The 12,702-nt window shown below is 56.1% G+C and carries 13 protein-coding genes; 11 read left to right on the top strand and 2 right to left on the bottom strand.

Annotated features, from left to right (window positions below):
- Positions 1–781 (top strand): acyl-CoA dehydrogenase C-terminal domain-containing protein (locus tag ABNS66_RS05155; RefSeq protein WP_348655238.1); only part of this gene is annotated, 781 nt, incomplete at its 5' end.
- Positions 782–900: 119 nt separating this feature from the next.
- A complete protein-coding gene (locus ABNS66_RS05160; RefSeq protein WP_204996244.1) occupies positions 901–1,089 on the top strand; it encodes a DUF3094 family protein in 189 nt (62 codons plus the stop codon).
- A gap of 48 nt (positions 1,090–1,137) precedes the next feature.
- Here ABNS66_RS05160 and ABNS66_RS05165 read toward each other — a convergent pair whose 3' ends face one another.
- Positions 1,138–2,904, bottom strand: coding sequence for a CocE/NonD family hydrolase (locus ABNS66_RS05165; RefSeq protein WP_286840153.1), 1,767 nt, complete (start codon positions 2,902–2,904; stop codon positions 1,138–1,140).
- Between the two features lie 133 nt (positions 2,905–3,037).
- On the opposite strand from ABNS66_RS05165, the gene ABNS66_RS05170 reads away from it, so the two are divergent.
- The 3 genes from ABNS66_RS05170 to ABNS66_RS05180 are packed head-to-tail and all read left to right on the top strand — an operon-like array spanning position 3,038 to position 5,064.
- Positions 3,038–3,541 (top strand): GNAT family N-acetyltransferase, encoded by a 504-nt coding sequence (locus tag ABNS66_RS05170; RefSeq protein ID WP_286840155.1) that lies wholly within the window; start codon positions 3,038–3,040, stop codon positions 3,539–3,541.
- Complete coding sequence (gene cobB / locus ABNS66_RS05175; RefSeq protein WP_286840158.1) at positions 3,534–4,259, top strand: Sir2 family NAD+-dependent deacetylase; 726 nt, start codon at positions 3,534–3,536, stop codon at positions 4,257–4,259. Before ABNS66_RS05170 ends, cobB begins: the two co-directional genes overlap by 8 nt.
- 22 nt (positions 4,260–4,281) lie before the next feature.
- Positions 4,282–5,064, top strand: a complete 783-nt coding sequence (locus ABNS66_RS05180) for a PhzF family phenazine biosynthesis isomerase (protein ID WP_286840160.1) — start codon at positions 4,282–4,284, stop codon at positions 5,062–5,064.
- Here ABNS66_RS05180 and ABNS66_RS05185 read toward each other — a convergent pair.
- Positions 5,061–5,951 carry an AraC family transcriptional regulator gene (locus ABNS66_RS05185; RefSeq protein WP_286840162.1) on the bottom strand — a complete coding sequence of 297 codons (891 nt, stop codon included), beginning with the start codon at positions 5,949–5,951 and terminating at the stop codon, positions 5,061–5,063. The two genes, ABNS66_RS05180 and ABNS66_RS05185, sit on opposite strands and share 4 nt — an antisense overlap.
- A gap of 163 nt (positions 5,952–6,114) precedes the next feature.
- Here ABNS66_RS05185 and ABNS66_RS05190 point away from each other — a divergent pair, with 163 nt between their 5' ends.
- The 6 genes from ABNS66_RS05190 to ABNS66_RS05215 all read left to right on the top strand — a co-directional run bounded on the left by ABNS66_RS05190 (position 6,115) and on the right by ABNS66_RS05215 (position 12,568).
- Positions 6,115–7,554, top strand: a complete 1,440-nt coding sequence (locus ABNS66_RS05190) for an aldehyde dehydrogenase family protein (protein WP_286840164.1) — start codon at positions 6,115–6,117, stop codon at positions 7,552–7,554.
- Positions 7,555–7,581: 27 nt separating this feature from the next.
- A complete protein-coding gene (locus tag ABNS66_RS05195; protein WP_286840166.1) occupies positions 7,582–8,742 on the top strand; it encodes an acyl-CoA dehydrogenase family protein in 1,161 nt (386 codons plus the stop codon).
- Positions 8,739–9,527: an enoyl-CoA hydratase gene (locus ABNS66_RS05200; protein WP_286840168.1), complete on the top strand. Its 789-nt coding sequence runs from the start codon at positions 8,739–8,741 to the stop codon at positions 9,525–9,527. The genes ABNS66_RS05195 and ABNS66_RS05200 overlap by 4 nt, the downstream gene beginning before the upstream one ends.
- Positions 9,527–10,642: an enoyl-CoA hydratase/isomerase family protein gene (locus ABNS66_RS05205; RefSeq protein ID WP_286840169.1), complete on the top strand. Its 1,116-nt coding sequence runs from the start codon at positions 9,527–9,529 to the stop codon at positions 10,640–10,642. Before ABNS66_RS05200 ends, ABNS66_RS05205 begins: the two co-directional genes overlap by 1 nt.
- Before the next feature lie 43 nt (positions 10,643–10,685).
- The gene (gene mmsB, locus ABNS66_RS05210; RefSeq protein ID WP_286840172.1) at positions 10,686–11,573 is read left to right on the top strand and encodes a 3-hydroxyisobutyrate dehydrogenase; all 888 of its coding nucleotides are present in this window, start codon (positions 10,686–10,688) and stop codon (positions 11,571–11,573) included.
- A gap of 434 nt (positions 11,574–12,007) precedes the next feature.
- Positions 12,008–12,568 carry a hypothetical protein gene (locus ABNS66_RS05215; RefSeq protein WP_286840175.1) on the top strand — a complete coding sequence of 187 codons (561 nt, stop codon included), beginning with the start codon at positions 12,008–12,010 and terminating at the stop codon, positions 12,566–12,568.
- Positions 12,569–12,702: the final 134 nt, after the last annotated feature.

Here is a 12,702-nt window from a genome sequence, read left to right on the forward strand (position 1 = left end):
TGCCGACCCAATCGTTGTACACCCCGATGTTCGCCGCATGCTGCTCACCCAGAAAGCACTGGTTGAAGCGGGTCGCGCATTTGCTGTGTATGTGGGCAAACAGTTGGACGTGTCTAAATTTGGCGACGGCGATGCCAAGGCGCTGGCCTCGGGCATGGTTGAATTGCTGACGCCTGTTGCAAAAGCCTTCCTGACCGATAAGGGCTTCGAGGGTACCGTACTGGGTCAACAGTGTTACGGCGGCCACGGCTACGTGCGTGAGTGGGGCATGGAACAGCTGGTTCGCGACGTGCGCATTGCGCAAATCTACGAAGGCACCAACGGTATCCAGGCGATGGATTTGATGGGGCGTAAGGTTGCCGCCAATGGCGCGAAAAACCTTCAGGCACTGATCGCTGAAATGCGCGCCTTTAGCGCCGACTCTGCATCGGTTGCGGGCATGGATGAATTCCTGAACCCGCTGAACGACGCGGTCGACAACCTCGAGTCGCTGACCAAGTTTGTACTTGAGCAAGCGGGCAGTGATGCCAACGCGATTGGCGCAGCCGCGAACGAATACCTGCACGTAATGGGCTTCACACTGTTCAGCTACATGTGGGCAATGATGTGTCGCACTGTGCTCAGCGGTGAAAGCCAGCAGGGTGAAGAGTTCGACAAAGCCAAGCTGCAAACCGCTCGCTTCTTCGTTCAGCGCCTGTTGCCACAGGCCAGCGCCCTGAGCGCATCAATCCGCAACGGCAGCAGCACGTTGATGGATATTGCGGAAGAAGCGTTCGCGTAAACGCGTATATCCCACAGCCTGCCGTGCCCTGCACGGCGACGGCTGGAGTTGAAGGCGGCATCCTGTGATAATGGGGCCGCCTTTTTTTATGGCGATGTATTATATTGGGGCGGTAATTGATGGAAAACGAACACAATAAGCTGTATCCCGAAGATCAGCTCAAAGTCGATGAATTTCTGAAGAAGGGTTATAACGACGTCGAGCGAAAGCCCTTTAAGCCGTTTAAATTGCTGCTGATTCTGGCTGCCTCGGTCACTTCGATGACCGTGCTGAGCCTTTGGCTGGCAACCTTTGTGGGTATTGGCTAAACGCTGCTCAACAACAAGCCGGAGGCGCGATGCCCCCCGGCTGAATCCTTACTGAGTGTGAATGGGGAGCTGTACCGTGCCATTCACGCTAACCGGCAGAGGCGGTTGCACCAGGCCCGCAGGATACAAGTAGTAGGGATGAATGCCATAGACCATCAGTCCCAGCTCATCGCCCGCCTGTAAGTCCTCGTTCACACCCACCAGCTCCAATTGCTTGGCGCCGATACCGCGCACCGGCCGTACCTGGTCGTTAACCAGCGCCGCGTCGCCGCCCCGGCGTTTACCCAGGCCAACATACAGAAGGTTGCCGTCACCGTTGCCGCCTTCCAATAGCAGGTTGGCGGTTGGAATACCGGCCAGTAAGCCGTCATTATCGACCGTGATCAGCGGAATAAACTGACCCGCCGCGAGGGTTTTATTGATCACTTCAGCGGGAATCAGATTCAGGATGTCATCCAGAGAATCGGCGATGGAGGCCGGGTCCTGTAGGCCGCCTAATACGGCCTGCAATACGCCAGCGGTTTCTCCGGGTAGGCCCGCTAACACCTCTAGCAAGGTGCCCAGTGGCAAGGCCTGTAAGAGGTTGATGACGTAGGCGGCACCGCCGGGAATTACCTGGCTGGCCGGCAGCAGGGTTGTGGTGCCACCGCGAACCACGCTGCTGAAACTGCGACCCTGCTGAGACGCCGCGTGGCTGAAGCACACGTCGGGCAGGTCTTGTTGCGGTTCGCCCATCAATTTATTGGCGAGGAAACCCAGCGCGATGGTGGTGGTGTCGAACTGCTGGTCGTCGCAGTACAGGGTTTCGTCGGTGCCAAACAGGATCATTTCACCGGCATCTTGCAGCAGCGGCAAAATATGTCCCTCGCGCTGCACAAACAAGTGGGTGTCCCGGCCTTGGCCGGTCCAGCATTCGTAATTCTCAACAGCCTCGTTGGCATTGAATAAGATATCGTTAGCGCCCTGAATAAACAGTGCGTCTGCTTTGGATAAGGTGCCGCCGTCGCTGCGCTCACCCAGGCAGTAGGACAGCGGGCCGTGCCCTGCGAGTTTATCGATAACAGATTGGTCGATATTGCCGGTGGAGTTGGCCTGCAGAAACGCCGGCCACAGGTAGTCTTCCAGGTTGCCCATCGAGGCGATGCCCAGCACGTCCAGCCAGCTGGTTTTGGGGCTGCTGTCGGCGTACAGGCTATAGGGCAGGTGGCTCCAGGTGGCCAGCGGTACAATAGCGTCGAAGCGTTTATCGACGCTTGAGCACACAGTCTGGAAGCCGCCGCCGTAAGAGAGGCCCACCGAGCCAATCAGTGGATCGCCATTGTCGCGCTTCAAATTCGGCAGATTGATTTCGGCCCAGTCGATGATGGAGGAAATGCTTTTGCAATCCACATCGGGGTCCATCACACTAATTTTCCCGGTGCTGTCACCGAAACCGCGCTGGTCGAAGCTGATCACATAGTAGCCCTTGTCCAGCCACGCTTGGCGAGCCACATCACCGGAAACATCTTTGGTTGTAAACGCTTCCAGTGGATTGGGGTTTTCCAGATTTTTTGCGCGGGAAAGACCAAAGCCGTGACCGTGCAGAATCAGCGGTACGGCTTTGCCGTTCGGGTTCTCCGGTGTGTAGGCGGTGAAGGCGATGGTTTCGCCGTCATCGGCGGTAATGGCCTGGTCGCTGAAGGTTTTTGCCTCAGCAACGCCGCCGTTACCACTTGGCGAGCCGTTATTGGTCGTTGACGAGGATGAACTGCTACCGCAGCCGCTAAGCAATAGCGCGGCGCTGATGCCGAGTACAGGCAAGAGTTTCTGGGACATAACGGTTCTCTTTATTGGTGTTTATGACACAGAGTATACGTAACGCGCGCGGCCGCTAGAAGTGTGAATATGACGCGCCAGGTAAGTGGTGCGCCGCGGGCCGTAAGCGCGTTTGGCAAGTTGGGAGAAACAAATGAAAGACTGGCAGTGTCGCCTGGCGGACTATGCCTGTGAGAGTGATTGTGAGGCGATCGTGTCGCTGATGGAGTGCTACGCCAAAGACCCAATGGGTGGTGCAGAAGCGCTGGCTCCAGAAGTGGTATCAAGTTTGTGTGATGCGCTGGCCGAGCAGCCGGGGGCGATCAGTGTCATCGCCTGGGACGGCGGGCAAGCCATTGGCCTGATCAACGCCTTTGTGGGATTTTCCACTTTCAAAGCCAAGCCGCTGTTGAATATCCACGACATTATCGTGCACCCCGCCTGGCGCCAACGCGGCGTGTGTTCGGCCATGTTGGAGCATATTCAAACACTGGCGCAGAGGCGCGGTTACTGCAAGCTGACGTTGGAGGTATTAGAGGGCAATACCGCTGCCCGGCAGAGCTATCAACGCTTTGGCTTCGTCGACTACCAACTGCGGCCGGAGTACGGCAGCGCACGCTTTATGGAGAAGCCTTTGGAGGGCGTCGTAGATGAGTAGCCAAACCCTGTCACGCATTGTTGTGTTAACGGGCGCGGGTATTTCCGCCGAGTCGGGCATACAGACCTTTCGCGCGGCCGATGGCCTCTGGGAAGAGCACCGCATTGAAGAGGTGGCGACCCCGGAGGGGTTCGCGCGTAACCCCGAGCGAGTTCATGACTTTTACAACCGTCGCCGTCAGCAATTATTGTCAGCGGATATTGCGCCCAATCCCGCTCATATTGCGCTGGCTGAATTGGAGAAACACTTTGACGGTGACCTGCTGCTGGTTACCCAAAATATCGACAACCTTCACGAGCGGGCCGGTTCGAATAAGCTGCTGCATATGCACGGTGAGCTGCTGAAGATGCGCTGCGCCAATAGCGGCCAGTGTTTTGAGATCCAGCAGGATCTGCTGCCATCACAGCATTGTGAATGCTGTAATTTGCCGCAGACACTGCGTCCCCACGTGGTATGGTTTGGCGAGATGCCGCTGTATATGGACGATATTCAGCAGGCGTTGTCTCAGTGTCAGTTATTTATTGCCATCGGTACCTCCGGGCAGGTGTATCCCGCCGCTGGCTTCGTTCATGAGGCGCGCCGTGCCGGTGCGCACAGTATTGAGGTTAATATCGAGCCGGCGAGCCCCGCCAGCGAATTTGCTGAGCATCGCCAGGGCCTTGCCAGTGTGGTGTTGCCACAACTTTGTGAAGACATACTCAAGGGCGCTTACGGCTAATGCGCTACAAGGAAAACAACACATGAAAAGTTTTATTGTCGATGCCTTCAGTGACCAGCCGTTCTCCGGTAACCCGGCCGCGGTCGTTTTACAAAACCGTCAGCTCGATGACGAAAGTCTGCAAAAGATCGCTGCGGAATTTAACCTCTCTGAAACCGCATTTCTTCAGCCGCTGGACAGCCAAGGGGAATGCTGGAGCCTGCGCTGGTTTACCCCGAAGGCGGAGGTGTCCCTCTGCGGTCATGCAACGCTGGCTTGTGCGCACGCCCTGTGGGAGCAGTGTCAGATCGGCGCCGACACCTTGCGCTTTGACACCCTGAGCGGCGAGTTGCGCGTGCAGCGTCGTGGCGATGGTATGTCGATGGACTTTCCCCTGTGTGTGACGCAAAGCTGTAGCTATGACAGCTGGCCGGCCAGCCTAACCAGTGGCGCCGTAGCGGCGGCAACGGCAGGGGAAGACCTATTGCTAGAGCTGGCGGATCAGCGTGCGGTGGAGAATTTTACGGCTGACAGCGCAGCTATCTCCGCCCTGAATGTAAGGGGCTTAATCGTTACCGCTCGCGGCGAGAAGCATGACTTCGTATCGCGCTTCTTCGCACCGGCTGTCGGTATTGAAGAGGATCCAGTAACGGGTTCGGCGCACTGCGCGTTGGCGCACTACTGGCAGCAAAAGCTCGGTCGCGATAGCTTTAATGCGCGGCAAATTTCCGCGCGCGGTGGCAACGTTGGTATTGCCATACACGGCGAGCGGGTTGTTTTATCGGGCAGTGCCCGAACCGTATTGGCCGGGGAGCTGCTGGTCTAAGGGCGTGGCGGAATAGCGCCTCGATGGCGCCGGTAGTCGCTGGGTGCAATGCCCAGCACTTTTTTAAAAAGCCGGGAAAAATAATACATATCGTCATAACCCAGTGTGGCCGCCACTTCCTTCACCGACATTGCCGTGCTGTCCAGCAGGTAGCAGGCGCGCTGTATTTTCATGTGAATAAAGTACTGAATCGGCGACTGCCCGCTCCAGGCCTTAAACTTTTTAATAAAGTGATACTTCGACATATTGGCGCTGGCTGCGAGTGTCTCTAAGTTCAGCTGGCCGTGAATATGCTCCTGCATTACCGCACGAATATGTTCCCAATCCAGGCGCTTGCCGCCACGTGAGGGTTGCTGGCGAACCAGCAGGGCGATGTAGCTCAACAGGGCCTGCAATTGGTGGCAGCCCTGAATAAACTCGGCGAGTTGATAGGCGCTGCGTCGCAACTCTGACAGGCCATCAAAAATGCGTACCACGCGGGGTTGAACGCCAATATGGATATGCGGGGTGTGTAGCTGACTGTGGCGATAAAAGTCGTCGGCCAATCGGCCGTCAAAGTGTAGCCAGTAAATGGTCCACGGTGTGTCGTCGTCCGCAGCGTACTGATGCGCCATGCCCTTGGGCAACAAAATTAAATCCCCGCTGGCAATGCTGAACTGGCGCTCGCCACTGCGCAGAACACCACTGCCATCAATGCAGTAAATCAGCAGAAAACTGTCGTGCTGATCCCGCTCCATACGGTGGCCGTGGGCATAAGGGTAGTAGCCCATGGCCAGTGGATACAGGGCCTCGCTCAGTGGGTGGGCGGCCAGTTGTTGGGCGACGCGCTGCGGCGTAAGGAAGCGCACACCATCGGGTGGAAGGGGCCAGTCAGAGGTGATGCTCATAATCATTGTCTAGCCGGAGTGGTTCTTTAGTGTAGCAATATAGTCCATCAATAGCCCAATATAGTCAATCCAGAAGCCAGCTTGGCTGTGGTTTTATAGCGACCTGTTAACAATTTCGTCCTATGCACGGTTGCTGGGGCACAGAGATCAGCAGGTAAACACCATGGAAAATACCCAACAGGCAGAGGCCAACGCCGCCGACTATATTGCAGGTTTGATGGCGCGGTCGCGCGCTGCTCAGCAGCAAATTGCGCACTACAGCCAGCAGCAGGTTGATGAATTGATCACCGCCATGGTGTGGGCGGTTGCCAAACCCGGTGTTGCCGAAGACGTGGCGCGCTTTACCGTAGAGGAAACCCAGCTGGGTAACTACGAGGGCAAGTATTTAAAAATCGCCAAGAAAACGCGGGCAACCCTGTTCGATATTTTGCACGACAAATCCGTGGGTGTGATCGAAGAAGATCGCGAGCGCAATATTGTTAAAATCGCCAAGCCTGTCGGCGTGATCGGCGCCTTGGCACCCTGCACTAACCCCGAAGCGACGCCGGTGATTAAGTCTATTTTTGCCGTAAAAGGGCGCAATGCCATCATTATTGCGCCGCACCCGCGCTCCAAGCTCACCAATAAAATGATCTGCGATCGCATGCGTGCCGCCATCGCCGCGCTGGGTGCCCCCGAGGATTTGGTTATCGCGATTGAGCAGCCCTCACTGGAAAGCACTAACGAATTAATGAAGCAGTGCGACCGCATTCTGGCCACCGGTGGCGCGGCCATGGTGAAGTCGGCCTATGCCAGCGGCACGCCTGCACTGGGCGTTGGCGCGGGCAATGCGGTGATTGTGGTTGATGACACCGCCGACCTGGAGATGGCGGCGGAGAAAATTCGTATTTCAAAAACCCTGGATCTGGCAGCGTCGTGTTCCTCCGATAACTCGGTGGTGGCGTTTGAGGCCATTGCCGACAGCCTGCTCGACAAGCTTCAGGCCGAGGGCGGCTATATTTGCAACAGCGAAGAAAAGCAGCGCTTGCAGGCGTTGATCTGGGAAGATGGCCACATCAATAGCAAAATTGTTGCCCAGCCGGCATCGGTATTGGCAGCGATGGCGGGTATCGACCTGCCCGAGGGCAAGCAGTTTTTCATCGTGCCGGAAACCGGCGCGGGGGCGGAGCATCCTTTCTCAGGGGAAAAAATGTCGGTGGTAATGGCCTTCTATCGCGTGGCCGACCTGGACGAGGCCATTGCCACCACCAATGCCATACAGGCGTATCAGGGGCAGGGGCATAGCTGCGGCATTTACTCGCGCAGCGATGACAATATCCAGCGCTATGCCGAGCAAACGTTTACCTCGCGGGTGATGGTAAATCAGCCGCAAGCGCCGTCGAATAGTGGTAATGTTTGGAATGGTATGCGCCAGACTTTTTCGCTCGGTTGTGGCAGTTGGGGCGGCAATGGCACCAACAATAATATTAGCTGGCTAGACCTGGTAAACATTACCTGGGTGTCGCGGCCGTTGGCTCAAACCAAACAGCTTCCCGCCGATGAGCAGCTGTTTGCCTCAGCGATCGCTGCCGAGCATGCCGCGGGTTTGGCGCCTGGCGCATAAGTGAGTTGTGGTTAAGGTAACGCAGTTATGGATTTTGAATTAAACGACGACCAGCAGGCCTATGCCCTGAGCGCGCGCCAGTTTGCCGAGGGCGTATTCATGCCCAACGCCGCAAAGTGGGACGCCGAACACATCTTCCCTAAAGACGCACTGCGTCAAGCCGGAGAGCTGGGGTTCATGGGCATGTATACCCCGGAATCTGCCGGGGGCTTGGGCATGAGCCGTTTGGATACCAGCCTGATTGTTGAAGAGCTGGCCCGCGGCTGCACCTCTACGGCGGCGTTTTTAACCATCCATAATATGGCCACCAGCATGATCGGCCACTACGGCCAGCCTGAGTTGGTTGAAGCGCTGTGCCCGGCTTTGGTGACTGGCGAGGCGCTGGCCTCGTACTGCCTTACCGAGCCCGGTGCCGGCTCCGATGCGGGCAACCTGCGCAGCACTGCTCGCCGCGACGGTGAGCACTACATTGTGAATGGCAGCAAAATGTTTATCTCTGGCGCCGGTGCCACCGACGTGTTGGTTGCCATGCTGCGCACCGGAGAGCCTGGCCCCAAAGGTATTAGCGCCTTTGCCATTCCCGCCGATAGTGAAGGCATCAGCTACGGTAAACCGGAAGAAAAAATGGGCTGGAACAGTCAGCCGACGGCGACAGTTACCTTCGACAATGTGCGGGTGCCCGCTGACAACCGCCTCGGCGACGAGGGGCAGGGCTTTCGCATTGCAATGCAAGGCCTGGACGGCGGCCGCATTAATATCGCCACCTGCTCTATTGGCACCGCGCAAGCCGCACTGGAAACGGCAATCGCTTACGTGAAAGAGCGTGAGCAATTTGGCCAGGCCATAGCCGATTTTCAAAACACCCAATTTACCCTGGCCGATATGGCCACACAGCTTGTTGCCGCGCGACAAATTGTCAGGCTGGCGGCGTTTAAACTCGACACCGGCCACCCGGAGGCCAGCAGCTACTGCGCCATGGCCAAGCGCTTTGCCACCGACGTGGGTTTTGACGTGTGCAATGCCGCGCTGCAGCTGCACGGCGGTTACGGCTACATACGCGAGTACCCCTTGGAGCGGCACCTGCGCGACAGTCGCGTGCATCAAATTCTGGAAGGTACCAACGAAATTATGCGGGTGATTATCGCCCGCCGAATCTTAATGGAAGGCGCACTGGAGGTGATTAAATGAGCATGAGCCCAACCGAAAAATTACAGCTTGACGTGCAGGGCCACACAGCCGTGGTAACCATCAATAACCCCGCCGCCAACACCTGGGATGCTGAATCCCTGAGTGGCCTGAAAACGCTGATTGCCGCGCTCAACGCCGACAAAAATATCTACGCCTTGGTGATCACCGGCAGCGGCGAAAAATTCTTCTCCGCCGGGGCCGACCTGAAAATGTTTGCCAGCGGCGACAAAGCGGTGGCGCAAGATATCGGCCTGAAGTTTGGTCAGGCGTTTGAAGCCTTAGCCGATTTTCGCGGCGTGAGCATTGCCGCCATTAACGGTTTCGCGATGGGCGGTGGTTTGGAATGTGCGCTGGCCTGCGACATTCGTATCGCCGAAGAGCAGGCGCAAATGGCACTGCCCGAGGCCAAGGTTGGCCTGTTGCCCTGCGCGGGTGGCACTCAGCGTCTTACCGCGCTGGTGGGTGCGGGCTGGGCCAAACGCATGATTCTGTGTGGCGAGCGAGTGAATGCCGAAACGGCGCATCGCATCGGCCTGGTTGAAGAGCTAGTGCCCCGTGGCGAGTCCCTGCAGGCGGCGCTGAATATGGCAAGCGCTGTTGCCCAGCAAAGCCCAGTGGCCGTCAGCTTCTGCAAAGCGTTAATCCACGAAGCGCGCGATGCCGTCATGCCAAAAGGGCTGATTCTGGAGCGCGAGCGTTTTGTGCAACTGTTTGATACCGTCGACCAAAAAGAAGGCGTGAATGCCTTCTTGGAAAAACGGCAACCGGAGTGGAAAAACGCCTAATGAGCACAAGCCAGGACGTACTATTTGAAGAGCGCGACACCGCCAGCGGTCAGAAGCTGGGCATTGTCACCCTCAATGTAGAAAAAACGCTGAACTCCCTTAACCTAGGCATGGTCGAGGCCATGCTAAAGCAGCTGGCCGAGTGGCGAGACCGTCGCGATATCGCCTGCCTGTTTATTACCGCTGCCGGTGAAAAAGCCTTCTGTGCAGGTGGCGACGTGCAGGCTCTGTATCGCTCCGCAACCGAAACACCGGGCGGCCCCTGCGAATACGCCGAGCGCTTCTTCGAGCAGGAATATCGCCTCGACTACGCGCTGCACCAGTTCGCCAAACCCGTTGTGGTGTGGGGGCACGGCATTGTTATGGGCGGTGGTTTGGGTATCTTCGCGGCGGGTAGTTACCGCGTTGTCACCGAAAAGTCCCGTCTGGCCATGCCGGAAATTACCATCGGTCTCTACCCCGACGTGGGCGGCAGTTATTTCCTTAATCGCATGCCCGGCCAATGTGGGCGCTTCCTGGCGCTAACCGGCGCGTCCTTCAATGGCCGCGACGCCCTGTACCTCGGCTTGGCCGAGGGCTTTATTGAAAACAGCCGCCGCGACGACGTGTTGGCAGCGATGGCCAACGAGCTGTGGTCGGACGATGTCAGCGACAATCACGAGCGCCTGTACAGCCTGATGGCCAGCCATATAGAAGCCTCGCAAGCGGCGCTTCCCGAGGCCAATGTCGAGCCTGCGGCGCCAGTAATTAATCAGCTCTGCGAGGGCGATGATATTGCCGCCATCAAGGCCATCACCGAGCTATCCAGCGAAAACCCCTGGCTGCAAAAAGCGGCGGCAACTTTGTCTGCGGGTTCGCCGTTGAGTGCACGCCTAATCCTGGAGCAATTGCGCCGCGCCGACGGCCTGAGCCTGCGCGAGGTATTTCGCGCTGAGCTAGTGCTGTCCACCAATGTGGTGCGTGACAGCGACTTCGCCGAGGGTGTGCGCGCCCTGTTAATCGACAAAGATAAAAACCCCCAGTGGCGCCATAGCAGCTACGAAGCGATAGACAGCGCCGAAGTAGGTGCTTACTTCGAAGCCCCTTGGTCAGAACATCCACTGCACGATTTATAACCATACCGCCGCGCCTTCCTGGGGCCGCAATAAGGAGAACACCATGAGCAGCATTGCATTTATCGGCTTGGGAAATATGGGTGGCCCAATGGCGGCCAATCTACTCAAGGCAGGCCACAGCCTGACCGTTTTTGATCTGTCTCAGTCCGCTATGCAAGCGCTAGCCGAGCAGGGCGCACAGTGTGCCAGCACCGCTGAAGCGGCCATCGACGGCGCCGAGGTGATTCTTAGTATGCTGCCCGCCGGTAAGCACGTGGCCGGTTTATACCTTGGCGAGGCCGGCCTGATTGCCAAGGCGCAAAAAGGCACGCTTATCCTCGACTGCAGCACCATTGATGCCGAAACCGCCCGCGAAGTTGGCGCGGCGGCCGAGGCCGCAGGGCTGGATATGTTAGACGCGCCGGTATCCGGTGGCGTAAAAGCCGCGCAGGCGGGCACACTTGCCTTTATGTGCGGCGGCAGCGAAGCGGGCTTTGCCCGCGCAGAAAAAATCCTGGCGGGGATGGGTAAAAAAATCTTCCACGCGGGCGACCACGGCGCTGGCCAAATCGCCAAAATGTGCAACAACATGCTGCTGGCTGTGCATATGGTCGGCACCGCCGAAGCACTGCAGCTGGGCTTAAATAACGGCCTGGATGCCAGCATATTGTCAGAGATTATGAAGAACAGCTCTGGCGATAACTGGTCACTGCAAAACTACAACCCGGTACCCGGCGTTATGCCGGCCACCCCAGCCAGCAACGACTACCAGCCCGGCTTTATGGCCCAGCTGATGCTCAAAGACCTTGGGCTGGCGATGGAAAACAGCCTGAAAACCCAAAGCGCCGTGCCCATGGGCGCATTGGCGCGCAGCCTCTACGCCAGCTTCGCCGGCAAAGACGGCAATGCCCAGCGAGACTTCTCCGCCATTATTGAAATGATGCAGGGCTAGCACACGCGCTTACCCGCTTGGCGCTGTTTCGCGCCAAGCATCCTCCCCGCCTTAAAGCCCAGGCGCCGCTATTTTCCCTTCGATATCTTATATAGACCCGCGAATACAGCCTTCTGCAAGCGCCGCATATAATAATTGATGTGCTGCCTTGGCTAGTGTTTTGGGTGTTCAGGTTATATGCTAAGTATCCCTGCAAGGAATGTGCGTAGTCATAAACATTAGCTACGGTCGAAGCAAAACAGCCACATAAGGAAATATGGGCAATCTATGAGCCCCATCTACAAGATTTAAGCGCATGCGCGTATAGCCCGCTAAGCGATTCCGGCGTTAACGACTATTTAAAATCAGAGCGTTACAAGATTTTTGCACTAGCTAACGCTGGGGTAAGTCGAACTTGCGCGATATCCAAATGTTAACAGTCTAAAGGAGTTTGAATGAGCGTTGATTATTTTGGAAAGTATTTTAATGATGGCGGTTTCGATTTTAGCGCACTTATTAATGACGATTTCTTTCAGCCAGTCCGAATTCTTTACAATGCAAAGCATTATGTGTCTGCTACAAAACTCTTGGTTGTAGCAATAGATTCTATGAGTTTTATCGAGTATGGGAATATACCGGAAAATATTTTTATTAAATGGCTTAACGAATATTCAGATATTGGAATTCTAGATATAACACCAGAAGAGCTTTGGGAGCAGAGAAACTCACTTTTACATATGAGTAATTTGAGCTCAAGAAAAGTTCAGCAAGGGAAAGTTCGCTCCTTAGTGGCTCATGTCGGTAAAATGCCGCCTAATATAAATTTGAATGAAAAAAATACTGGTTATTACGAACTATATGAATTAATCAAAGTAGTAGGGCAAGCTGTTGGTAATTGGCTTAATACATATGGCGACCACAGGGAGAAAATTCATAATTTCGTTGAACGTTACGATTTGATAGCTTCGGATGCAAGAATGCAGTACATACACTACGAAACATCGCATGAAAGCTAACGAGAAGCTGCAGTCGTTCGTGTAGTTCCCCCGGTTTTATGCGCGCTTTCTGGCAACTAATGCAGAATGTTCAAGCTGGGTCTGACTCGACACTGTGTGAGAGTAGCTGGAATGCGTTACATGTTTGATACAGT

The organism is uncultured Spongiibacter sp. (assembly GCF_964011655.1).
Taxonomy (GTDB): domain Bacteria; phylum Pseudomonadota; class Gammaproteobacteria; order Pseudomonadales; family Spongiibacteraceae; genus Spongiibacter; species Spongiibacter marinus.